We start from the raw sequence: 22,244 nt of genomic DNA on the forward strand, positions 1-22,244 counted from the left end.
CATGGGTCATCTCACCATCAAACACGTCCGCGCCTTTGTACTGCGAGGCGGCGGCGCCGATTACCACGACCAGGCCGATGGGCATTGGATCGACGACCACATTTCCACGCCGATGAGCAAGTACCCCGAGTACCGCCAGAGCCGTCGCAGCTTTGGCATCAACGTGCTCGGCACCCTGGTGGTGGAGATCGAAGCCAGCGACGGCACCGTCGGTTTCGCTGTGACCACTGGCGGTGAACCGGCGGCTTACATTGTCGAGAAACACCTGGCGCGCTTTATCGAAGGCGCCCGCGTCACCGACATCGAAAAAATCTGGGACCAGATGTACCAGTCCACCCTGTATTACGGGCGTAAGGGCCTGGTGATCAACACGATTTCCGGCGTCGACCTGGCGTTGTGGGACCTGCTCGGCAAAATCCGCCAGGAACCCGTGCACCAACTGCTCGGCGGCGCGGTGCGGGATGAGTTGCAGTTCTACGCCACCGGCGCGCGCCCGGATCTCGCGCAGAAAATGGGTTTTATCGGCGGCAAAATGCCCCTGCACCACGGCCCCAGCGAAGGCGAAGAAGGCCTGCGCAAGAACCTCGAAGCGCTGGCGACCATGCGTGAACGGGTCGGCCCTGACTTCTGGCTGATGCTCGATTGCTGGATGAGCCTGGATTTGAACTACGCCACCAAGCTGGCGATCGGCGCCCATGAGCATGGCCTGAAGTGGATCGAAGAAGCGTTGTCCCCAGACGATTATTGGGGCTATGCCGCCCTGCGCAACAATGTGCCCAAAGGCATGTTGGTGACCACCGGTGAACATGAAGCCACCCGCTGGGGTTTCCGCATGCTGCTGGAGATGGGCTGCTGCGACATCATCCAGCCCGACGTCGGTTGGTGCGGCGGCCTCACCGAACTGGTGAAAATCTCGGCGTTGGCCGATGCGCATAACGCAATGGTCGTGCCCCACGGTTCGTCGGTGTACAGCTATCACTTTGTCGCCACCCGCCATAACAGCCCATTCGCCGAGTTCCTGATGATGGCGCCCAAAGCGGATGAAGTGGTGCCGATGTTCCACCCGCAATTGTTGGGCGAACCGGTGCCGGTAAATGGCCGCATGCGCTTGTCGGCGCTGGACAAGCCGGGCTTTGGCGTTGACCTGAACCCGGACTGCCAACTGCACCGTCCCTACAACCGCTGAGGAACCCGCCATGAACATGCCCCGCAATGGCTTCAAGGCCGCCCTCGCCAAGGACGCCACCCAATACGGCATCTGGGCCGGTTTCGCCTCCGGCTACGCTGCCGAGATCGTCGCCAGCCTCGGATACGACTGGATGCTGATCGACGGTGAACATGCTCCCAACACGGTTCCCAGCGTCCTCAACCAGTTGCAGACGGTCGCGCCGTACAGCACCGCGCCCGTGGTGCGCGCCGTCAACAGTGACGCCAGCCTGATCAAGCAACTGCTCGATATCGGCGCCCAGACCTTGATGATCCCCATGGTCGAAACCGCCGAACAGGCCCAGGCCCTGGTGCGTGCCATGCGTTACCCGCCCCACGGCATCCGTGGCGTCGGCGGCGGTCTGACCCGCGCTACGCGCTGGGACGGCGTGGACAACTACCTGAACACCGCCCATGAGGAGCTGTGCCTGATCGTGCAGGTGGAGTCGCGCCTTGGCGTGGAAAACGTCGCCGCGATTGCCGCCGTAGAAGGCGTTGACGCCGTGTTCATCGGCCCCGCCGACCTGTCCATCGACCTGGGTCACGCCGGCAACCCCGGCCACTCCGAGGTCCAGGAGCGCATCAAGCACGCCATCGACGCCACCCTCGCCGCCGGCAAGATCAGCGGCATCCTGGCGCCCAACGAAGACGATGCACGCCGCTATCAGGCCTGGGGTTGCCGCTTTATCGCGGTGGCCATCGACATCAGCCTCCTGCGCCAGAGTGCCCTGGCCACCCTTGCCCGCTATCGCCCTGCCGCCGAAACGAAAGCGCCTTCGCGTACTTATTGAGGAACCTGCCCATGTCATCCGTTCCCGTTTACCAGAATTTCATCAATGGCCGCTTCAGCTCCAGCGAAGCGCACATTGACGTGCTCAACCCGGCCACCGGCGCCTTGCTGTCGAAGGTGCCGGCGTCCACCGCCGCCGAGGTCGACCAGGCCCTGGCCGCGGCACGCCAGGCGCAAAAGACCTGGGCGCGCAAACCCGCCATCGAACGTGCCGGGCACCTGCGCCGCATCGCCGCCAAGCTGCGCGAGAACGTGGCGCACCTGGCGCGCACCATCACCCTGGAGCAAGGCAAAGTCAGTGGTTTGGCGGAGGTGGAAGTGAATTTCACCGCCGACTATCTCGACTACATGGCCGAGTGGGCACGACGCATCGAAGGCGAGATCATCACCAGCGACCGTCCCAATGAAAACATCTTCCTGTTCCGCAAGCCGTTGGGCGTGGTGGCCGGCATCCTGCCGTGGAATTTTCCGTTCTTCCTGATCGCGCGCAAAATGGCGCCGGCGCTGCTCACCGGCAACACCATCGTGATCAAGCCCAGCGAAGAAACCCCGAACAACTGCTTCGAGTTCGCCAAGCTCGTCGCCGAAACCGACCTACCCGCCGGGGTGTTCAACGTGGTCTGCGGTGACGGCCGGGTCGGCGGCGCGCTCACGGCGCACACAGGCGTCGACATGATCAGCTTCACCGGCAGCGTGGCGACCGGCTCGCGGATCATGACGGCCGCCGCACCGAACATCACCAAGCTCAACCTGGAACTGGGCGGCAAGGCACCGGCCATCGTACTGGCAGATGCCGACCTGGAGCTGGCGGTCAAAGCCATCCGCGACTCGCGCATCATCAACACCGGCCAGGTGTGCAACTGCGCCGAGCGGGTGTACGTGGAGCGCAAGGTTGCCGACCAGTTTATCGAACGCATCAGCGCAGCCATGTCCGCCACCCGCTATGGCGACCCTATCGCCCAGGCCGACGTAGAAATGGGCCCGCTGATCAACCGCCAGGGCCTGGACAGCGTCAACCGCAAAGTACGCACCGCCCTGAGCCAGGGCGCAACGTTGGTCAGCGGCGGGCAGATTGCCGACTTGGGTGCGGGTTTTCACTTCCAGCCGACGGTCTTGGCTGGATGCCGCGCCGACATGGAGATCATGCGCGAAGAGATCTTCGGTCCGGTGCTGCCCATCCAGATCGTCGACGACCTCGACGAAGCCATCGCCCTGGCCAACGATTGCGACTACGGCCTGACGTCGTCGATCTACACGCGCGACCTGGGCAAGGCCATGCACGCGGTGCGCGAAATCGACTTTGGTGAAACCTACGTCAACCGTGAGAACTTCGAGGCCATGCAGGGCTTCCATGCCGGCGTGCGCAAATCCGGCATTGGAGGTGCCGACGGCAAGCACGGCCTGTACGAATACACCCACACCCACGCGGTTTACCTGCAGAGCTGAGCTGGTTAATCGGGGCCGGGCGCGCTAGCGTGCTGGCCCCTCCGAATTTGCTTTTGATAAGGACTGCGTCATGCCCCTGACTTCCTACAGCGGCCCGATCATCGACAGCCATTTGCACCTGTTCGACCCTCGTCGCCCCGAGGGCATTCCATGGCCTGAACCCGGTAACCGGCTGTACGCCGCGCACCTGCCGGCGGATTACTGGGCCCTGGCCGCGCCGCACAATGTGGTCGGCGCGATTGCCGTGGAAGCCAGCCCGTGGCGCGACGATAACCGCTGGCTGCTCGACACTCTGCGCATCGAACCGCGCATGCTCGGCTTTGTCGGCAACCTCGACCCGCTGCACGCCGACTTCGCCAACGACCTCGACGCGTTGACCAATGAGCCGCTGTTTCTCGGCCTGCGCTACGGCAACCTGTGGGATCGCGACCTGCTGCAAGACCAGGCGCGCCCTGGCTTTATCGACGGCCTGCGCCAACTCGCCGCCAGCGGCCGTGGCCTGGACAGCGCCAATCCGAATCCGCGTCTTGTCAAAGGTCTGTTGCAGTTGAGCGATAGGCTGCCCGAGCTGCGCATCATCATCGACCACCTGCCCAACGCCCAGGTGCCATCAGGCGAAGAGGCGGCCTATCACGCCGACCTCCTGCGCCTGGCCGAACGCCCGAATGTGTTCGCCAAACTGGCGGAGATTCCCCAGCTCGGCCCTCAAGGCTTGATCACCGACACGGCGTTCTACAACGATCGCTTGGCGGTGTTGTGGGAAGCCTTCGGCGAAGACCGCTGCTTCTTCGGCAGTGACTGGCCCAACAGCGATCACCTGGCGGATTTCGCCGCCACGTTGGGCCTGGTCAAGCGCTGCGTGGCCGGTAAACCCGAGGCGGTACAAGCCAAATTCTTCCTGCACAACGCGGTGCGTATCTACACGCCCAACCATGGAGCGCCGTGATGCAGACCCGTGCCTTTCGCATGAACCTCAACCTCGGCCAGGCCGATGAATACCGCAAGCGCCACGACGACATCTGGCCCGAACTGGCCCAGGCGCTGCTCGATGCGGGTGTGGTGGATTACCGGATTTTCTTCGATGAACCGGGCAATGCGCTGTTCGCCGTGCTGACCCACGAAGACGTCCACGGCCTGGACGAGCTGCCCGGTACAGCACTGATGCAGCGCTGGTGGGCCTACATGCAGGACATCATGCCCAGCCACGCAGACGCCTCGCCGATCAGTGTTGACCTGCTGCCCATGTTCCAACTGACGCGCCCCTGATCCAACCGACGCACAACAACAATAAAAAGGATTCGACTACGTGGAAATCATTCTCCTTGGTGTGATTCTGCACTTTATCGGCGGCTTCGCTTCCGGCAGTTTCTACATCCCCTACAAGAAGGTCCGCGGCTGGGCCTGGGAAAGTTACTGGATCACCGGCGGCCTGGTGTCCTGGCTGATCGTGCCGCTGATCGCGGCGCAACTGACGGTGCCCGGTTGGGTGGAAATCCTGCGCAACGCAGACACCAGCACCCTGCTCTGGACCTACCTGTTCGGCGTGTTGTGGGGCATCGGCGGGCTGACATTTGGCCTGACCATGCGCTACCTCGGCTTGTCCCTGGGCATGTCGCTGATCATGGGCCTCACCTCGGCCCTCGGCGCATTGATGCCGGCGCTGTACCGCGACCTCTTCACTACAGAAACCGAAGGTACGCTGACCGCGATGCTGGCCTCGCAAGGCGGGCACTGGGTTTTGTGGGGCGTGGCCGTATCGCTGGTCGGTATTGCAGTGTGCGGCAAGGCCGGGCTGATCAAGGAAAGGGAAGTGTCCCAGGCGGTGAAGTTCGCCAGTGTCAGCGAATTCTCCCTGGGCAAGGGCATGCTGGTGGCGGTGATTTCCGGCGTACTGAGTGCGTGTTTCAGCTACGGCATTTCCGCCGGACGACCGCTGGCCGCCGCTGCTGTAGAGCACGGTACCAACAGCCTGTTCCAGAACAACGTGACCTTCATGGTGATCATGTGGGGCGGCCTCACCACCAACGGTATTTGGTGCCTGTGGCTGAATTGGCGCAACCGCACCTTCCATAACTACACCGACCGCAGCACCCCGCTGCTGGGCAACTATCTGTTGGTGGCGATTGCCGGCACCCTGTGGTTTCTGCAGTTTTTCTTCTACGGCATGGGCGAAAGCCGCCTGCAGAACGACGCCAGCTCCTGGGTACTGCACATGTCGTTCATCATCATCGTGTCCAACTGCTGGGGCCTGTATTTCCGCGAATGGCACGGCACCAGTGCGGCCAACAAAGGCGTGCTGGTGGCGGGTATCGCGGTGATCCTCGGTGCGATCGCCATGGTCGGCTACGGCAATTATCTCGGCTGATGCCGCTTATTTTTGAAGGAGAGTTTTATGTTGCTTGCAGACAAAACCGTGATCATCACCGGCGCCTCCCGTGGCATCGGCCGCGCCGCCGCCCGTGAATGTGCGCGCCAGGGTGCCCGCGTGGTGATCGGCCATAGCGGCAGCGGCCAAGGCACCGAGGCAGCGCACTCGTTGATCGAAGAGATAAAGGCGTTCGGCGGTATAGCCATTGAAGTGGGCGGCGACGCCGCCGACCCGGACACCGGCGACAAACTGGTGGCCGGCGCAGTAAAAGCCTTCGGCAGCGTCGATGTGTTCGTCAACAACGCCGGCATCTGCCCGTTCCACTCGTTCCTCGACATGCCCCGCGAGGTCTACCTGAAAACCGTCAACACCAACCTCAATGGCGCCTACTTCGCCGTACAGGCAGCGGCCAACCAGATGAAAAACCAGGGTCGCGGCGGCGCGATTATCGCCGTCAGCTCCATCAGCGCCCTGGTCGGCGGCGGCATGCAGACCCATTACACACCCACCAAGGCCGGCCTGCATTCGTTGATGCAATCCTGCGCAATTGCCCTGGGGCCGTACGGCATTCGCTGCAACTCGGTACTGCCGGGCACCATCGCCACCGACATCAACAAGGACGACCTGGCCGATGAGGAAAAACTCGCCTACATGACCTCACGCACGCCGTTGGGTCGCCTGGGTGAGCCGGATGATGTGGCCGGGCCCATCGTATTCCTGGCCTCGGACATGGCGCGCTACGTAACCGGCGCGTCGTTGCTGGTGGATGGCGGGTTGTACGTAAACCTCCAGTAACACCCCGCTCTTCCAACCACCACAGTTCCACTGTGGGAGCGGGCTTGCTCGCGAATGCAGTGTGTCAGTCACAGGATTCACGCCTGAACCACCGCTTTCGCGAGCAAGCCCGCTCCCACAGGGGCCTCTGTGTGCCTGAAGTTCGAGTTCCACCCCAATAAAAACAACAATCCAAGGAGCTTTTCCATGCGCATCACCCTACCCCTGGCCCTGCTCTGCAGCGCCATGTCCACCTGCGCCCTCAGCGCGGGTTTACTGGACCCAAACTCCCCCGCCATGCTCGGCGACTGGAACGGCCTGCGCCCGCAACTGGCCGAGCAAGGCTATGACTTCACCCTCAAGTACGTCGGCGAGGTCGGTTCCAACCTCGGCGGTGGCTACAACTCGCATACCACGGCACGCTGGAGCGACCAGTTGATTCTCGGTGTGAACATGGACCTGCAAAAACTGCTCGGTTGGCAAGACGCTACCTTGCGCATCGGCATCGGCGAGCGTCATGGCAAGGACATCACCAACGACCGCGTGCACCAGCCCAACGCCACTGGACTGACCTCCACCATGGAAGTGTTCGGCGGTGGCAATGCCTGGCGGCTCTCGCAGTTCTGGTACGAGCAGAAATTCTTCGAGCGCAAATTCGCCTTGAAACTGGGGCGCTTCGGCCATGGCGAAGACTTCGATCAGTTCCCCTGCGAATTCCAGAACGTGACCCTGTGCGGTTCCCAGGAAGGCAACTGGAATGGCGTGTGGAACAGCTTCCCCATCAGTCAGTGGGCAGTGCGCGCCAAGTACCAGTTCTCCGACGAGTTTGCGGTACAGGTCGGAGCCTACGACAAGAACCCCGGCAACGCCGAAGCCAGCAATGGCTTCAAACCCTTCATCAGCGGCTCCCAAGGCACCAGTTTTCCCATCGAAGCCATCTGGAAGGGCCGGGTAGCTGGGCTGAACTCCGAATACCACCTGGGTTACTACTATGCCAACGCGGACACCAAGGACATGCTCAAGGACGCCGACGGCAACTTTGCCGCCAGCTCGCAAAAGCCCTATCGGATGTATTCCAGCAACGACGGCTGGTGGCTGTCGGGCCAGCAGCAGTTGACCACGGTCGACGGCAACAACAAGCGCGGGCTCAACGTATTCGCCAACCTGACGATGAATGACCCGGACAAGAGCGTGATTAAAAACCTGATTCAGGTCGGCCTGATCTACCGAGGCCCGTTCGATTCACGCCCAGACGACACTTTTGGTATTGGCGCGTCGAAACTGCAGGTCAGCGACCGCTACACCCGTAACACGCAGATGCTCAACGCCGCCAATGGCGTAACCGCCACTGATGACCCGCTGTACGTGCCCGAGCAGCGCCGCGAATACAGCTACGAGATCAACTACGGCGTGCAGGCGACTAAGTGGCTGATGGTGCGGCCCAACCTGCAGTACGTGAAGTATCCCGGCGGGCTGACGCAAACCACCGGTGCGGTGGTCGGCGGCGTGCAGTTTATTGCCGACTTCTAGTCTTTCTCTGCATCAAACACCTGCCCGCGCCCCACCACGCTGGCAGGCTTGAGTAGCGCACCTGGCGCCAATACCGCATTGGCGCCGATCCGGCACTGGTCACCGAGCAGCGCACCAAACTTGTCGCAACCGGTGCGTTGCAGTGCCCCGTCCACTCGTACCAACACTTCTTTGTCATCGCGCTCATTGCGGTAGTTGGCGACGATGCTCCCCGCTTCCAGGTTGACCCCCTGCCCCAGCACCGAATCACCGACAAAGTTGAAGTGCGCCAGCTTGCTGCCGCTGAACACGAAGGACGTCTTCAACTCGGCGCCGGGACCGATGATGCAGTGTTCATCCAACCAGCAACCGCCACGCAGCAGTGAGCCGCTGGCGATAAAACAGTGGGCACCGATGATCAGTGGCGGCTTGAGCAAGGCACCCGCCTCGACCGTAGCGGTACGGTGAATGGCGATTTCATCCTGGATGACGTACTCGTCGGCTGGCAGTTCGGCCAACAATTGGCGAACGATGGCCGGCGCCTGTGTGACCAGTGCCCAAGGCGCCAGGTCGGCCCACGGCGCAAGGCAGGATTGAGAGATCGGGGCGATGTAATCGGTAAGTCGGATCAACGTTTAATCCTCTAACGGTCAGAGAAGCCCGAAACGCTAACATGCACACACGAACCTTTACTATTTGTCTTGTTGTGGATATTTTATCTAGACAAGCCACTGAGGTCCGTTCCCCATGCATTTGCCGACTTACCAAGACGTCATCGCCGCCGCCCAACGTTTGGAAGGCTTCGCCCACCACACGCCGGTATTCACCTCACGCACCCTCGATGCGCTGACCGGTGCCCAGGTGTTCATCAAGTGTGAAAACCTGCAAAGGGCTGGCTCGTTCAAGTTTCGCGGTGCTTTTAACGCGTTGTCGCGCTTCGATGATCAGCAGCGCAAGGCCGGTGTGGTGGCGTTTTCCTCCGGCAACCACGCCCAAGGCATTGCCCTGGCAGCGCAGCTGCTGGGCATACCGGCGACCATCGTGATGCCCACCGATGCGCCGGCCGCCAAGGTCGCGGCCACCCGCGACTATGGCGCACGCGTGGTGCTGTATGACCGTTTCACCGAAGACCGTGAACAGATCGGCCGTAACCTGGCCACCGAACACGGCCTGACCCTGATCCCGCCCTATGACCATCCGCACATCCTTTCCGGGCAAGGCACCGCCGCCAAGGAACTGCTGGAGACCACCGGCCGGCTGGATGCGTTGTTCGTCGGCCTCGGTGGCGGCGGAATGCTTTCGGGCACCGCACTGAGTACCCGCGCCCTGGCGCCCGACTGCCTGCTGTATGGCGTCGAGCCCGAAGCCGGCAATGACGGCCAACGCTCGTTTCGCAGCGGCAGCATCGTGCATATCGACACACCGGCTACCATTGCCGATGGTGCGCAGACTCAACACTTGGGCGACTACACCTTCCCGATCATCCGCGACCAGGTGAACGACATCCTCACCGTGTCGGATGCCGAGTTGGTGGGGGCGATGAAGTTCTTCATGCAGCGCATGAAACTGGTGGTGGAGCCTACCGGCTGCCTGGGGTTGGCGGCATTGCTCAACGAAGGTGACCGGTTCAAGGGCCAACGCGTGGGGATTATCGTCACGGGTGGCAACGTCGATATCCAGAAGTATGCCGCGCTGCTCAGCGAGGCCTCATGAAGATCATCCAGACGCCCAACGCCGCCAAGCCCGCCGGCCATTACTCGCAGGCCATCCGCCACGGCGACACGTTGTACATCTCAGGGCAATTGCCGGTCAGTCCGGATGGACAGCACAACCTGTCGGCGGCATTTGCCGAACAGGCCCGGATAACCCTGAACAATCTGCTGGAGATTTTGAAAGCCGCCGACGCTACGCCAGAGGATTTGGTGAAGGTCACGGTCTATGTGGCCGGCGTCGAACACTGGCCTGCATTCGATAGCGTGTACGCCGCCGCGCTGGGCGACCACCGCCCTGCCCGCGCGGTGGTACCGGTACCCGAGTTGCATCACGGGTATCTGGTGGAGATTGAAGCCGTGGCGCGCTACTTGGCGTAGGTGTAGACCGCCGCGCGCGACACGCCCAAGTGGGAAGCCACGGTTTCCATGGCCCGGCGAATATCCAGACAGCCCGAGTCTTTGAGTTCCTGCATCAGCACACGCCGGTCCGCCGTCTTCAACGCACGCGGGGTGGTGGCCAGGCGGGCGGCGAACTGGTCGATACGCGCACGGATGACGTCGGCACCGGAAGGGTCCAGGGACTCGATGAGCTTGTCGCCGCTGACCGAGCCGAACTGCTCCAGCATGCCTTGCAGGCCACGGAACAATGAGAGATCGACGTTCATGCACAAGGCCGCGACGTACTCGCCACCCACGCCCTTGATGCCAATCGAGGTGCTCTTGACCTGGCGACCGTCGCTGAACTGGTTCTGGTAATTGGCGATGACTTGCGGGTAGTCCGGGTCGGCAATCCGCGCCAGGCCCAACTCGGTGGTCGGGTCTCCCGGTGCGCGACCGGACAGGTTGTTATGGATGGCCAGGATCGAGTGCTGCGGGTCGCGCAAGTCGTGCAGCACCACTTCGCAGAACGGGCTGAAGGTCTTGCTCAAGCCTTCGGCAATCTGTTCGAGCTGGCTGATCAGGTGAGTATCGTTGGGAGAGGTGTTTTTCATGCAAGACAACATATCCAGTCCTGGACAGGGCGTCAATTTGCGCACTGTCCCTCAATGTGGAGCCGCACCCGTGGACACGCCCGCCGCACTGATCGATAGCGTAAAAATGCAGCGCAATATCCAGCGCATGCAAGAGCGCGCCAATACCTTGGGCGTGCAGTTACGTCCCCATGTCAAAACCCACAAGTGCGCTGAAGTGGTGGCTGCGCAAATCGCTGCGGGTGCCCGTGGCATTACGGTTTCGACGTTGAAAGAGGCCGAGTACTTTTTCGACCTGGGCATCCTCGACATCCTCTACGCCGTGGCCATGGCCCCGCACAAATTGCCCCAGGCTCTAGCGCTGCGTCGTCGGGGTTGCGCCTTGACGCTGATCACCGACAGCCTGGCCGGCGCCCAGGCCATCGTTGATTTTGGTCGCGAGCATGGCGAACGCTTTGCGGTGATGATCGAGATCGACTGCGACGGCCATCGCTCCGGGGTCAAGCCACACGACCCGCTGTTGCTGGACATCGCACGCCTGCTCGGTGACAGCCTCACGGGCGTGCTGACCCACGCCGGTGAAAGCTACGGCCTGGACACGCCTGACGCGCTGCAAGCCATCGCGGAGCAGGAGCGTGCGCGGTGTGTCGAAGCGGCCGAACGCATCCGTGCGGCTGGGATGCGTTGCGCGCAGGTCAGCGTCGGTTCGACACCCACCGCGTTATCCGCCCTCAACCTGGACGGCGTGACCGAACTGCGCGCTGGGGTCTATGCCTTTTTCGACCTGGTGATGCACAACATCGGCGTGTGCCGCCTCGACGAACTGGCCTTGAGCGTGTTGACCACGGTGATCGGGCATCAACCGGAAAAAGGCTGGGTCATCACGGACTCGGGCTGGATGGCGATGAGTCGGGATCGCGGCACGCAATCGCAGAAACAGGACTTTGGTTACGGCCAGGTCTGCGATGAGCGCGGTAAGCCGATTGAGGGGCTGCTGTTGAGCAGCGCCAATCAGGAGCATGGGGTGGTGCAATTCCAGGGCGGTGATGTGGATGTGATCGCACAATTTCCGCTGGGCATGCGCCTGCGTATTTTGCCCAACCATGCCTGTGCCACGGGGGCGCAGTTTGGCAGCTACAACGCGCTGTTGGAGGATGGCGGGATTCAGAACTGGCCACGCCTGCGAGGCTGGTAGGGAACCCTTTGTGGCGAGGGGGCTTGTCCCCCGTTGGAGTGCGCAGCGCTCCTGCTTTTTTGGGGCCGCTGCGCAGCCCAACGGGGGACAAGCCCCCTCGCCACAGGTCTTGTGTACGCCCCTGATTTAGCCCGCATCCTCCAGGATCAGGTCGGCGCCCTTCTCCGCCACCATCAACACCGCCGCATGGGTATTGCCCGAGGTCACGTTGGGGAAGATCGACGCATCGACAATGCGCAGCCCTTCCAACCCATGCACCTTCAAGCGCTTGTCCACCACTGACACCTGCGGGTCCGAGCCCATGGCGCAGGAGCCGCACAGGTGGTAGATCGAGCCGCTGTTCTCGCGGAAGTATTGCAGCATCTGCTCATCGGTCTGCACCGCCGCGCCGGGTAGCACCTCGGCCACGGTGATGCCCTTGAGGGCTGGCGCCTGCATGATCTTGCGCATCAACCGACTGCCCTGGATCACCTCGTCGATGTCCTTCTGGGTGCTCAGGTAGTTGGGGTCGATCAAGGCCGCATCCCGTGGGTTTTTCGAGGCGATGCGGATGGTGCCCCGGCTGGTCGGCCGGCACGGGTTGAAGCACAGCAGGAAGCCGGAATACGGCTCGGGCTTGAGGCTGGCCTTGTTGTTTTTCGGGATCTGGTACGACAGCGGGTTGAAGTACAACTGCAGGTTCGGGTCCTTCTGTTCGTCGTTACCGCGAAAGAAGCCGCCGGCCTGGTTGACGCTCATCGCCAGCGCGCCCTTTCGGGTCAGCAGGTATTTCAAACCCAGCTTGAGCTGGCCGAACAGCGAGCTGAGTTCGTCGTTCAGCGTCGGGATGTTGGCCTTGTAGTAGTAGCTGGCGCACAGATGGTCCTGCAGGTTTTCGCCCACTGCCGGCAGGTGCTTGACCAACGGGATGTTGTGTTCAGCCAGCAGGTGCTGGTCGGCCACACCGGACAATTGCAGGATCTTCGGCGTGTCCACCGCGCCGGCACACAGGATCACTTCCTTGCGCGCCGTGAAGGTGCGCGTCACGCCATGCTGGGTGACGGCAATGCCCGTGGCGCGTTGCTGATCGTCGAACAGCACGCGATCCACCAACGCATGCAACTCCACCGTCAGATTGGAACGGCCGAGCGCCGGGTGCAGGTGCGCAAAGCTGCTGGAACAACGTTCACCATTGCGCGTGTTGACGTCATACAAACCGGCGCCTTCGAAGTTCGGGCCGTTGAAGTCGTCGCTGTAGGCATAGCCCAATTGCTCGCAGCCCTTGAGGAACACGTCGCAGATCGGATGGGTCTGGCCCTTCATCGGCGTGATGCTGATGGGGCCGCTGCCGCCGTGGTACTCGGTGTCGCCCAGCGGGTGGTTTTCCAGCTTGCGGAAATACGGCAGTACGTCCGCAAAACCCCAGCCGTCGTTGCCGTTGGCGGCCCAGTCGTTGAAGTCATGGGCCTGGCCGCGCACGTAGATCATGGCGTTGATCGAGCCCGATCCACCCTGCACTTTGCCGCGCGGCGCGTAAATTTCACGCCCGGCCAACTGCTTTTGTGGCTGGCTGTAGTACATCCAGTTGAAGGTCGGGTTGTAATACATCTTGGCGAAACCGACCGGAATCTTGAACCACCAGGAGCTGTCCTTGCCGCCGGCTTCCAGCAGCAACACGGAGTGTTCGCCCGAGGCGGACAACCGGTTGGCCAGGATGCAGCCTGCGGCGCCAGCGCCGGCGATGATGTAGTCATATGTCATTCACGGTTACCGCATCAGTCGTTTTTTTTAGCCCTTGGCGGGCGAAGTGTCTTTCACGTCAGCCGGCGTCGGCGCCATTTGCAGGTGCAGGCTTTCCCCGGTGTACGGCGTGTGCTTGCGCACCACGTCCATGTTCAGTTCAACCCCCAGGCCCGGTTCGGTGGACGGGATGATGTAGCCGTCCTCCCATTGCAGCGGCTTGGTCAGCACTTGGGCATGGAAACCGCCCCAGGTCATGATGCTTTCCTGGATCAGGAAGTTCGGCGTGCACGTGGCCAGCTGAAAGCTCGCCGCTGCGCCAATCGGCCCGTTGTACAAATGCGGGGCGATTTGCGCGTAGTAAGCCTCGGCCATGCTCGCGATTTTCTTCGCCTCCAGCAGCCCACCGCAGCGCGCCACATTCATCTGCAGGATCGACGCACCGCCGGCCTGCAGCAGCTTGAAGAACTCATACTTGGTGGTCAGGCGCTCGCCGGTGGCGATCGGGATACTGGTCTTGGCCGCGACCTGGGCCATGGCGTCTTCCTGGCCCGGTGGCACCGGCTCTTCGAACCACAGCGGGTCGTATTTCTCCAGGCGCTTGGCCAGGCGGATTGCCGACGACGGCACCATCTGCCCGTGGGTGCCGAACAGCAGGTCGCACTTGTCGCCCACCGCTTCGCGGATCTTGCGGCAGAAGGTCTCGCAGCGCTCCAGCACCTCAAGGGAGATCTGGTGGCCCGAATACGCGGTGTACGGGCCGGCCGGGTCGAATTTCACGGCGGTGAAGCCTTTGTTCATGTTCTCGATGGCGCACTCGGCGGCCAGGTCCGGGTCGTCATAGTCGTACTCGCCCTGACTGTTGACCGGGTACAGGTAGGTGTAGGAACGCAGACGCTCGTTGACCTTGCCGCCGAGCAGCTCGTAAACCGGCTTGTTGGCGGCCTTGCCGATGATGTCCCAGCAGGCCATTTCCAGGCCGCTGACCACGCCCATCATGGTCAGGTCCGGGCGCTGGGTAAAACCGCTGGAATAGGCCTGGCGGAAGAAACGCTCGATATGGTGCGGGTCGTGGTTGAGCAGGTAGCGCTCGAACACATCCTCGATGATCGGCAGCATGGCCTTGGGGCCGAAGGTGGCGGCGTAGATCTCGCCGACGCCTTCGATGCCGCAGTCGGTCTTGAGCTTGACGAACAGCCAGTACATGCCACCGATGTGCGGCGGCGGGACAGCAACGATATGGGTTTCAAGGGCGACGATTTTCATCTCAGGCACCTGTCTGGTTGAATTTTTTACGGTTGATTCGGGCGCGCAGGGTCAAGGCTGCAAGGGTGCCTAGCACGCCGATAAAGGCGATGTAGCCGAAATACAGGTTGTAACCGGGCTTGCCTGGGTAGGTGTCGGTCAGGTAGCCGTTGATCAGCGGGATAAAGGTGTCCGGCAAGTAACCCACCACCGAGACAATGCCGATGGCCAGGCCGGTGATGCGCAGCGGAATGTCGCAGCTGTCGAGGATCGCCCAGTACAGGCCACGGATCGCGTAGGTCATCAAACCGATGAAAATCACCGTGCCGATCAGCAGGCCCAGGCTGTTGAAGGCCGGGAACACGATCAGCCCGACCATCGCCAGGGTCACCAGCGCCAGTGCGACGATCAGCACCGAAATATTCGAGAACTTGTCCCCCAGCCAGCCGCCGCCGATGCCACCGATGGGGCGCATCCACAGCTTGATGGTGGTGATGGTGCCGGCCATCACGGCGGTCATGCCGCTGCCTTGCAGGTAGTCGGAGAAACTGTAGGTAGCCCAGAACATGTGGTAACCGCAGAACACGATGGCGGTCACCAGCCACAGCTCGGGGATTTTCACCAATGTGGTCAAGTCAGCGATGAGGTTGAACTTGCCCTTCTCCACCGCCGCTGTCTCGGCCATGGACTTGGGATCCTTGAGCAGCACCAGCACGCAGCCGATGGCGATACACACAAAGGAATACAGGTAGACCACGTGCTTGAAGCCCTCGGCCGCCGTCTCGCTGCGGGTCTCGGTGGCATAGGCGAAAAGGCCCAGGGCCACGGTGGCCAACAGCGCCTCGACCAGCCCGCGACCGCCATCAAGGATGCCGAAAAAACGGCCCTGCTCGGTGTGGTGCGCGATCATCTTCACGCGCTTGAGCACCGAGGCCCAGAACGTCAGGCCGGTGGTCAGGCCCCAGCAACCGAAAATGATCATCAGGCCGGTCATCGACGGCACCGTCGAATACCACAGGCCCAACCCACCGGTGGCAACCAGCGAGAAGAAGATCAGGAAGCGTGGCGGCAAGCGGTCGGCCAACCAGCCGCTGGGCAAGTAACTGAGCAGGAAGATCGTGCCGAGCATGGAATACAGATAGCCCAGCTCGCTGTGGTTGATGTGGAACACATCGAGCATGGTGGTCTGGTAAACCTGGCGCAGGTAGAGGATCGGGTAGATCGCCCCTGCGGCCAGTACCAGCAACATCAATTGGAAATAGCGACTGGCGGTGTCATTTGCCGCGGGCACGGCAACAGGAACCTGGGCAACGGGTGCAGGCTTGGACATCATTCGGACCTCAGGCACCCGATGCACGGGTGCCCCGATAATTGTTTTTATTAAAGGTGTCGCGGGTGTGCGTGGATCAGTACTTCATGACCACCAAGCGGGTCTGGGTGAACTCAAGCATCCCGTGCTTACCGTCATCGCCGCCCAGCCCTGAGCGTTTCCAGCCGGCGTGGAAACCCTGGTACGGGTCCGCCGGTGTGCGATTGACGTACAACTCGCCGGCTTCGATGGCATTCGCCACTTTCATCGCCGTGCGGTAGTTCTCGGTGTAAAGCACCGACGACAGGCCGAACTGGTGGTCGTTGGCCATGGCCAGTGCTTCATCGATGTCGCGGTACTTGAGCACCGGCAGTACCGGGCCGAAGATTTCCTCCTGGATGATTTCCATGTCCTGGCGGCAGCCGCTGAGCAGGGTCGGCGGGTAGAAATGCCCTGGACCTTCAGGCAGCACGCCGCCCACTTCCAGTACAGCACCGGCGGCGACGGCGCGCTCTACCATGGCGTGGATATTCTGTTGCGAGCTGGCGTTGACCAACGGGCCCATCAGGCTGGCGTCGGTTGCGCGGTCGCCGAACTTCACGGCGCTGATCTTGCTTTTGAGCAGGGCCAGAAACGCGTCATAGATGCTTTCGTGCACATACACGCGCTCCACCGCCGTGCACAGCTGGCCGCAGTGGGTGGTCTTGGAGGCAACAATGGCGCTGGCGGCTTTTTCCAGGTCCGCATCGGCCTCGATGATCGCCGGGGTCTTGCCGCCCAACTCCAGCGAGGGCTTGGCGATGTTGGCCTTGCAGTAATCCAGCACAATGCGCCCAGCATTCACGCTGCCGGTGAGGGTAATCAAACCGACCGCCTTGTGGGTGCAGACACTGGCGGCAGTGGCATGGTCCATGGTCAGGATATTGATGACGCCGGCTGGAATTCCGGCCTTGACCACGGCTTTGGCGATTTCAAACGCCGACAGCGGCGTGTTGTTGCTCGGCCGCACCACCACCGTATTGCCTGCGATCAGCGCCGGGGCGATCTTGCGCAACAGGGTGTAGACCGGGTAGTTGAACGGGATCAGGCAAGCCACGACGCCAATCGGCTCGCGTTGCAGGAACAGGTTTTCGTCCGGGGTATCGCTGGGGATGATCTCGCCTTCGATCCGGCGTGCCCATTCGGCGTGGTAGCGGGTGATCTGCGCGGCGTAGCGCGCTTCATTGCTGGCGTCACTGACGCTCTTGCCCGACTCGCTGGCCAGCGCCGTGCCGATGGCTTCAGCGCAGCTGTCCAGGGCATCGGCAAAGGCGCGAAGGTGTTCGGCGCGTTCGATACTGGTGAGTTTGCCCCAGGTTTTCTGAGCGATGGCGGCGGCGTCGACGGCGGCAATCGCCTCCTCGGCGGTGGCAGCGCTGACGTGGCCGACCAGGGTTTCGGTGGCCGGATTGTAGACGGCGATCAGTGCGTCACTGGCAGGTTCGACAAAGTGACCGTTGAAAAAATTGCGCTCGAGTTGCATGTGGTTCGCCCAACGTTGTTGTTATCCGAGTGACATGCAGTCTTGTCATCGGCCAGCCGTTGGACAAACGATTTATTGCGTGGGGTAACGTGCGAAAAACGCAGGTTAGTCGGTTTTTACCCTCAGAGCCCGCGTTGGCGCAGCCACTGCAGGAAGCCCTTCTTCACGGGTACCACGGGCGCCTCCTGGGTCAAGGCCTGCGCGGCGTGCAGGCGGAAATCCAGCAGGGTCTTCATGGCTTCGCTGATGTCGTGGCGCGCATCCAGGCACGGCTTCAAGTATTCCTTCTCGATGCGGTACAGGGTGCAGAAGGTCTTGGCCGAAAAATCCGCCAGTGCGGCCTGGTCCGACAGAATCCCCGCCTCACCGATCACCTCCCCTGGCCCCATGCGCCCGGCTTCGAACTTGTGCCCGCCCTTGGTCAGCATCACCGAGATCACGCCGGACTCGACGATAAACAAATGATCGCTGACCTCCCCGGCCGGCAGGATCATGTCGCCGGCGCGATAGGTGTGCAGTGTCATGTTCTGGCTGAAGGTATCTTTCTCTTCCTGGCGCAGGGTGGAGAAAATCGACGAACGCTCCAGCAATGCACGGGCGGCTGACATGGCCGCAGGCGCGCTGCTTTCCGTGGCGGAGAGCAAGCCGACACCCGCCGCTTGCAGGTGACGGAAGGCCAGGTCGTAAAGCTGGTTGCGCACCTCGCGCTTGAGGGCCATGGCCGGTACAAAACCGCTGATTTCATACTCGACGCCGCCACTGGCAGACGTTTTGAACGCCACACTCGGCGCCGGCTTGCCCAGCAGCGGCCGACAGCCTTGCATCGCCCGTTCCAGCGCCTCGATCACCGTTTGCGGGCGCGCATGGGGGCTGACTTGCAGGCTGACCGACAGGCCGAACATGTCCGCCGGGCGCGAGAAGTTGATGATCTTGGCCTTGGCCGCCAGGGAATTGGGGATCACTGCCAGGCTGCCCTGGGAGGTTTGCAGGCGCGTGGCGCGCCAGTCGATGTCGGTCACCCGGCCTTCGGTGCCGTCAATGGAGATCCAGTCATCGATCTGGTACGGCTTGGTGGTGTTGAGCACGATCCCGGAAAACACATCGCTCAACGTGCTTTGCAGCGCCAGGCCGACAATGATCGCCACCGCGCCGGACGTAGCGAGCACGCCCTTGACCGGCAGGTCGAGCACATAGGCCATGGCGGCGATGATCGCGATCAGGAAAATCACAGCGCCGACCAGGTCCTGCAACAGGCGCCCGGTGTGCCCGACGCGCTGCATCATCACCGCACCCAGCAATACCGTGAGAGTACGCGCCGCGAACAGCCACCAGCCGATCTGCAAGGCGGTGGCTGCCAGGTGCAAGGCGGTGTTGTCCGCATAGGGCGCCACTTGCATGGGGTTCATGCCGTCGTTGAACAGCACGGCGCTGTACACAGCAAAGATCGCCAACCGCGCCGCCAGCTTCCAGTTGGCGAGGTTGACGGAAATAAGGCGCCACACGGCGATGTCGATAAAGATCAGCGCCAGGGCGCACAGCATCGGGTGATCAGCGATAAATGAGGGCATCCAGGCGACTCCAGGGCGAATGCCGTGAAGATCGCATGAAATGCCGCTGCAGGGTATAGGGGGCGTGCTTACATCTGCCCGAAACGACCGGATTGAAAGTCCGCAAACGCCTGATGAATCTCCTGCTCGGTATTCATCACGAACGGGCCATGCCCGACGATAGGCTCGTCGATGGGTTCGCCACTGAGCAGCAACACCTTGGCGTCGTCGTTGGCCTCCAATATCAACTGGCGACCATCACGCTCAAACAGCGCCAATTGCCCTTGGCGCGCAACCTCCTCGCCATTGACCAACACCGTACCACTCAGGATCACCAGGGCGGTGTTACGCCCTTCGTGCAGGTCCAATGTGACGGGTTTGCCGGCGTTGAGGCGCAAGTCCCACACGTCGATGGGCGTAAACGTACGCGCCGGGCCCTGGACGCTGGCGAATTCACCGGCAATCAGGCGCAGTTGTCCGGCGTCGTCGGCCAGTGGAAGTACTGGAATGTCACCGTCGACAATGGTCTGGTAACCGGCGTCGGCCATTTTGTCCTTGGCCGGCAGGTTGACCCACAGTTGCACCATCTCCAGCGCGCCGCCGCTGCGGGCGAAGGCTTCGGAGTGGAACTCTTCGTGGAGAATGCCTTTGGCGGCCGTCATCCATTGCACGTCGCCGGGGCCGATGGTGCCACCGGCGCCGGTGGAATCGCGGTGTTCAACTTCGCCATCGTAGACGATGGTCACCGTCTCAAAGCCGCGATGAGGGTGTTGGCCGACGCCGCGACGTTGTTCGGTCGGGGTGAAATCTGCTGGACCGGCGTGGTCCAGCAGCAGGAATGGGCTGATGTGCTTGCCCATGGTGTCGTAGGAAAACAGCGTGCGCACCGGGAAACCGTCGCCGACCCAATGGCCGCGAGGGCTGGTGTAGATGCCGATAAGCTTTTTCATGGTGTACCTCCAAAGTGCCTACACCATAAGTCGGCTGGCGGTTGAGCACTAGCCGGCAAAAGCAGCTTGGATCGTCCTACGTATAGGACAATCCCTTGACTTGGCGCTGACGCAGCAGATGAAACGCGACAAAGGCCGTCAGCGCAAAACAGGCCTGGATAATGATCATCGGCGCGGCACTGCCATCGCGCAGTTGGCTCAGTAACACACCGCTGCAGGTGGCGCCGAACATCTGCGCAAACCCCATCAGGCCTGCCGCCAGGCCAGCGCGGTGCGCGTTGGGCATGACGCCCCCGGTGACCGAGCCCGGCAACACCAGGCCGCCGCCAAGCGTGACCAGTGCGATCGGAATATCCAGGCCGAGTACCGACAGGCCAAACAGTGCATAAATGACCAGCGCGGACACACCGCCGACGGCGACCATCGTCACGCCCATCGCCACAATCCGCTGCGGGCCCAGACGCATGATGTTGCGTCGGGTGTAGGTGGAACCGACGATCAGCATCGACACGATCAGGCCGAAATTGATGCCGTACTCAAGCGTGCTGAAGCCCAGTAGATTGATGAACACCGCCGAAGAACCGGCGATCACCGCAAACATCGCGCCGTAGGTGCACGCCAAGGCCACGGCGAACGCACGGTATTGGCGGCCCTTGAGCAGATCCAGGTACTGCCCGCCGAGGGTGCGCCAGTGACCGGCCTTGGGATCCAGGAAATGGTTGCTCTCGCGAAAGAACAGCAAGGCCAGCAGTAACACCACGCTGCCAATCACCAGCGCCAGGACGATCGGCGCGTGCCAGCCGAACAGTTTGATCAACAGGCCACCGACCATCGGTGCCACCACAATGGCGTAGAGCATGCCGATCATGGTCAACGCAAGTGCAGGCCCCGCCTCGGCCTTCCACACATCCCGCACCACCGTGCGTGCGAGTACCAACGCGGCGCAGGCGCCCAGGCCTTGCAGCACGCGGGCGGCGATGAACTGGTGGATGTCGTGGACCAACAGCATCGACAAGGTCGCCAGCACGTACAGCACCAACCCGCCGATCAACACCGGGCGCCGGCCAATGCGGTCCGACAGCGGGCCGAACAGCAACTGCCCAAGGCCGAAAGCAGCCACAAAGGCCGACAGCGCCATCAGTGCCGAACCGGCTGGCGCCGCGAGTGCCTGCTCGATGGCGCCGAGGCCGGGAATGATCAACTGAGTTGAAACCTCACCCAGTGCCGTCAGGGCCACCAGTAAAAACAACAGGCTTCGCGAAGGGACCGGGGTGTTTTTCATGGGGGACATCCGGGGGGCTGGATTAATTTATATTTCGACCATAATATGCGTAAAAAATTATGTCCATAATTTTTTGCCCAATGGTTACCCCCCGGAGCCCGCCATGCACCCTCTTCCCTTGCGTCTTCTCACGCCCCTGGCCCTGTTGATCGTCCTCAACGGTTGCAACAGCAAGGCCGACACCGCCGCCGAAGTGACTCAGCCACGCCCGGTCCTCGCCGCCAAAGTCGAAGCCGCCGGCACTCAGCAGAGCGCCTACACCGGCGTGGTTGCAGCACGTACCGAAAGCGACCTGGGTTTCCGGGTCAGCGGCAAGGTCATCGAACGCAAGGTCGACCCCGGCCAGTATGTTTCCCGTGGCGACACGCTGCTGGTGCTGGACATCGGCGACTTCGAACTGGCCCTGCGCTCGGCGAAAAATCGCGTCAACGCCGCCCAGGCGCAACTGCGCCAGCGCCGTGACGACGAAAACCGCTACCAGCGCCTGGCCAACACCGGCGCCGTGTCGCGGCAGATCTTCGACCAGTCCGCGACCAACCTGCGGGTGGCCGAAGCCGAACTGGCCTCGGCGCAATCCGACGCCAGCCAGATCGAAAACCGTCGCACCTACTCCGTGCTCAAGGCCGATGGCGACGGCATCATCACCGACGTGCGTGTGGATCGCGGCCAGGTGGTCGCCGAAGGGCAGATTGTTGCGCG

The 22,244-nt window shown here is 62.1% G+C and carries 21 protein-coding genes; 12 read left to right on the forward strand and 9 right to left on the reverse strand.

What is annotated here, in order from left to right; translation table 11 throughout:
• Position 1 precedes the first annotated feature (1 nt).
• The 8 genes from rhmD to H096_RS23130 all read left to right on the forward strand — a co-directional run bounded on the left by rhmD (position 2) and on the right by H096_RS23130 (position 8,114).
• Complete coding sequence (rhmD, locus tag H096_RS23095; RefSeq protein WP_033901648.1) at positions 2-1,186, forward strand: L-rhamnonate dehydratase; 1,185 nt, start codon at positions 2-4, stop codon at positions 1,184-1,186.
• Positions 1,187-1,196: 10 nt separating this feature from the next.
• Positions 1,197-1,997 (forward strand): HpcH/HpaI aldolase/citrate lyase family protein, encoded by an 801-nt coding sequence (locus H096_RS23100; RefSeq protein ID WP_033901649.1) that lies wholly within the window; start codon positions 1,197-1,199, stop codon positions 1,995-1,997.
• Between the two features lie 11 nt (positions 1,998-2,008).
• The gene (gene aldA / locus H096_RS23105) at positions 2,009-3,442 is read left to right on the forward strand and encodes an aldehyde dehydrogenase (protein ID WP_033901650.1); all 1,434 of its coding nucleotides are present in this window, start codon (positions 2,009-2,011) and stop codon (positions 3,440-3,442) included.
• A gap of 70 nt (positions 3,443-3,512) precedes the next feature.
• A complete protein-coding gene (locus H096_RS23110) occupies positions 3,513-4,388 on the forward strand; it encodes an amidohydrolase family protein (RefSeq protein WP_033901652.1) in 876 nt (291 codons plus the stop codon).
• Positions 4,388-4,708, forward strand: a complete 321-nt coding sequence (gene rhaM, locus H096_RS23115; RefSeq protein ID WP_191983021.1) for an L-rhamnose mutarotase — start codon at positions 4,388-4,390, stop codon at positions 4,706-4,708. Before H096_RS23110 ends, rhaM begins: the two co-directional genes overlap by 1 nt.
• A 40-nt stretch (positions 4,709-4,748) precedes the next feature.
• Positions 4,749-5,807 carry an L-rhamnose/proton symporter RhaT gene (gene rhaT, locus H096_RS23120; RefSeq protein ID WP_033901653.1) on the forward strand — a complete coding sequence of 353 codons (1,059 nt, stop codon included), beginning with the start codon at positions 4,749-4,751 and terminating at the stop codon, positions 5,805-5,807.
• Between the two features lie 27 nt (positions 5,808-5,834).
• Positions 5,835-6,605 carry an SDR family NAD(P)-dependent oxidoreductase gene (locus H096_RS23125; protein WP_033901654.1) on the forward strand — a complete coding sequence of 257 codons (771 nt, stop codon included), beginning with the start codon at positions 5,835-5,837 and terminating at the stop codon, positions 6,603-6,605.
• Positions 6,606-6,791: 186 nt separating this feature from the next.
• The gene (locus tag H096_RS23130) at positions 6,792-8,114 is read left to right on the forward strand and encodes a carbohydrate porin (protein WP_033901656.1); all 1,323 of its coding nucleotides are present in this window, start codon (positions 6,792-6,794) and stop codon (positions 8,112-8,114) included.
• On the opposite strand, the gene H096_RS23135 is transcribed toward H096_RS23130, so the two are convergent.
• Positions 8,111-8,725: an LpxA family transferase gene (locus tag H096_RS23135; protein ID WP_033901658.1), complete on the reverse strand. Its 615-nt coding sequence runs from the start codon at positions 8,723-8,725 to the stop codon at positions 8,111-8,113. The genes H096_RS23130 and H096_RS23135 overlap by 4 nt on opposite strands.
• Positions 8,726-8,840: 115 nt before the next feature.
• On the opposite strand from H096_RS23135, the gene H096_RS23140 reads away from it, so the two are divergent.
• On the forward strand, positions 8,841-9,806 hold the full coding sequence (locus H096_RS23140) for a threo-3-hydroxy-L-aspartate ammonia-lyase (protein WP_033901659.1): 966 nt from the start codon (positions 8,841-8,843) through the stop codon (positions 9,804-9,806).
• The gene (locus H096_RS23145) at positions 9,803-10,183 is read left to right on the forward strand and encodes a RidA family protein (protein WP_033901660.1); all 381 of its coding nucleotides are present in this window, start codon (positions 9,803-9,805) and stop codon (positions 10,181-10,183) included. Before H096_RS23140 ends, H096_RS23145 begins: the two co-directional genes overlap by 4 nt.
• Here the strand turns inward: H096_RS23145 and H096_RS23150 are convergent.
• Positions 10,171-10,797 (reverse strand): PAS domain-containing protein, encoded by a 627-nt coding sequence (locus tag H096_RS23150; protein WP_033901663.1) that lies wholly within the window; start codon positions 10,795-10,797, stop codon positions 10,171-10,173. The two genes, H096_RS23145 and H096_RS23150, sit on opposite strands and share 13 nt — an antisense overlap.
• A 70-nt stretch (positions 10,798-10,867) precedes the next feature.
• On the opposite strand from H096_RS23150, the gene H096_RS23155 reads away from it, so the two are divergent.
• Positions 10,868-11,971: a DSD1 family PLP-dependent enzyme gene (locus H096_RS23155; protein WP_033901665.1), complete on the forward strand. Its 1,104-nt coding sequence runs from the start codon at positions 10,868-10,870 to the stop codon at positions 11,969-11,971.
• Positions 11,972-12,097: 126 nt separating this feature from the next.
• Here H096_RS23155 and H096_RS23160 read toward each other — a convergent pair whose 3' ends face one another.
• From H096_RS23160 to H096_RS23190, 7 genes are all read right to left on the reverse strand, one after another.
• A complete protein-coding gene (locus H096_RS23160) occupies positions 12,098-13,711 on the reverse strand; it encodes a GMC family oxidoreductase N-terminal domain-containing protein (protein ID WP_033901667.1) in 1,614 nt (537 codons plus the stop codon).
• A gap of 27 nt (positions 13,712-13,738) precedes the next feature.
• On the reverse strand, positions 13,739-14,956 hold the full coding sequence (locus H096_RS23165) for a mandelate racemase/muconate lactonizing enzyme family protein (RefSeq protein WP_033901670.1): 1,218 nt from the start codon (positions 14,954-14,956) through the stop codon (positions 13,739-13,741).
• Between the two features lies 1 nt (position 14,957).
• Positions 14,958-16,265, reverse strand: a complete 1,308-nt coding sequence (locus H096_RS23170) for an MFS transporter (RefSeq protein WP_033901687.1) — start codon at positions 16,263-16,265, stop codon at positions 14,958-14,960.
• 76 nt (positions 16,266-16,341) lie between these two features.
• A complete protein-coding gene (gene aldA / locus H096_RS23175; RefSeq protein ID WP_033901672.1) occupies positions 16,342-17,766 on the reverse strand; it encodes an aldehyde dehydrogenase in 1,425 nt (474 codons plus the stop codon).
• A gap of 122 nt (positions 17,767-17,888) precedes the next feature.
• Complete coding sequence (locus tag H096_RS23180) at positions 17,889-19,334, reverse strand: mechanosensitive ion channel family protein (protein ID WP_033901674.1); 1,446 nt, start codon at positions 19,332-19,334, stop codon at positions 17,889-17,891.
• Between the two features lie 68 nt (positions 19,335-19,402).
• Positions 19,403-20,263, reverse strand: coding sequence for a pirin family protein (locus H096_RS23185; protein ID WP_033901676.1), 861 nt, complete (start codon positions 20,261-20,263; stop codon positions 19,403-19,405).
• A gap of 76 nt (positions 20,264-20,339) precedes the next feature.
• Positions 20,340-21,545, reverse strand: coding sequence for a multidrug effflux MFS transporter (locus H096_RS23190; RefSeq protein ID WP_033901679.1), 1,206 nt, complete (start codon positions 21,543-21,545; stop codon positions 20,340-20,342).
• A gap of 103 nt (positions 21,546-21,648) precedes the next feature.
• On the opposite strand from H096_RS23190, the gene H096_RS23195 reads away from it, so the two are divergent.
• Positions 21,649-22,244: efflux RND transporter periplasmic adaptor subunit (locus tag H096_RS23195; RefSeq protein ID WP_033901681.1), on the forward strand; the 596-nt coding region annotated here is incomplete at its 3' end.

It is taken from the genome of Pseudomonas sp. FH1 (assembly GCF_000510895.2).
GTDB classification, from domain to species: domain Bacteria; phylum Pseudomonadota; class Gammaproteobacteria; order Pseudomonadales; family Pseudomonadaceae; genus Aquipseudomonas; species Aquipseudomonas azotoformans_A.

Coding starts and splice junctions, on each gene's coding strand:
- H096_RS23110 (WP_033901652.1), top strand. CDS start 3,513: ATGCCCCTGACTTCCTACAGCGGCCCGATCATCGACAGCCATTTGCAC.
- H096_RS23145 (WP_033901660.1), top strand. CDS start 9,803: ATGAAGATCATCCAGACGCCCAACGCCGCCAAGCCCGCCGGCCATTAC.
- H096_RS23180 (WP_033901674.1), bottom strand. CDS start 19,334: ATGCCCTCATTTATCGCTGATCACCCGATGCTGTGCGCCCTGGCGCTG.
- H096_RS23150 (WP_033901663.1), bottom strand. CDS start 10,797: ATGAAAAACACCTCTCCCAACGATACTCACCTGATCAGCCAGCTCGAA.
- H096_RS23125 (WP_033901654.1), top strand. CDS start 5,835: ATGTTGCTTGCAGACAAAACCGTGATCATCACCGGCGCCTCCCGTGGC.
- H096_RS23140 (WP_033901659.1), top strand. CDS start 8,841: ATGCATTTGCCGACTTACCAAGACGTCATCGCCGCCGCCCAACGTTTG.
- H096_RS23130 (WP_033901656.1), top strand. CDS start 6,792: ATGCGCATCACCCTACCCCTGGCCCTGCTCTGCAGCGCCATGTCCACC.
- rhmD (WP_033901648.1), top strand. CDS start 2: ATGGGTCATCTCACCATCAAACACGTCCGCGCCTTTGTACTGCGAGGC.
- rhaM (WP_191983021.1), top strand. CDS start 4,388: ATGCAGACCCGTGCCTTTCGCATGAACCTCAACCTCGGCCAGGCCGAT.
- aldA (WP_033901672.1), bottom strand. CDS start 17,766: ATGCAACTCGAGCGCAATTTTTTCAACGGTCACTTTGTCGAACCTGCC.
- H096_RS23100 (WP_033901649.1), top strand. CDS start 1,197: ATGAACATGCCCCGCAATGGCTTCAAGGCCGCCCTCGCCAAGGACGCC.
- H096_RS23170 (WP_033901687.1), bottom strand. CDS start 16,265: ATGTCCAAGCCTGCACCCGTTGCCCAGGTTCCTGTTGCCGTGCCCGCG.
- aldA (WP_033901650.1), top strand. CDS start 2,009: ATGTCATCCGTTCCCGTTTACCAGAATTTCATCAATGGCCGCTTCAGC.
- H096_RS23165 (WP_033901670.1), bottom strand. CDS start 14,956: ATGAAAATCGTCGCCCTTGAAACCCATATCGTTGCTGTCCCGCCGCCG.
- H096_RS23185 (WP_033901676.1), bottom strand. CDS start 20,263: ATGAAAAAGCTTATCGGCATCTACACCAGCCCTCGCGGCCATTGGGTC.
- H096_RS23160 (WP_033901667.1), bottom strand. CDS start 13,711: ATGACATATGACTACATCATCGCCGGCGCTGGCGCCGCAGGCTGCATC.
- H096_RS23190 (WP_033901679.1), bottom strand. CDS start 21,545: ATGAAAAACACCCCGGTCCCTTCGCGAAGCCTGTTGTTTTTACTGGTG.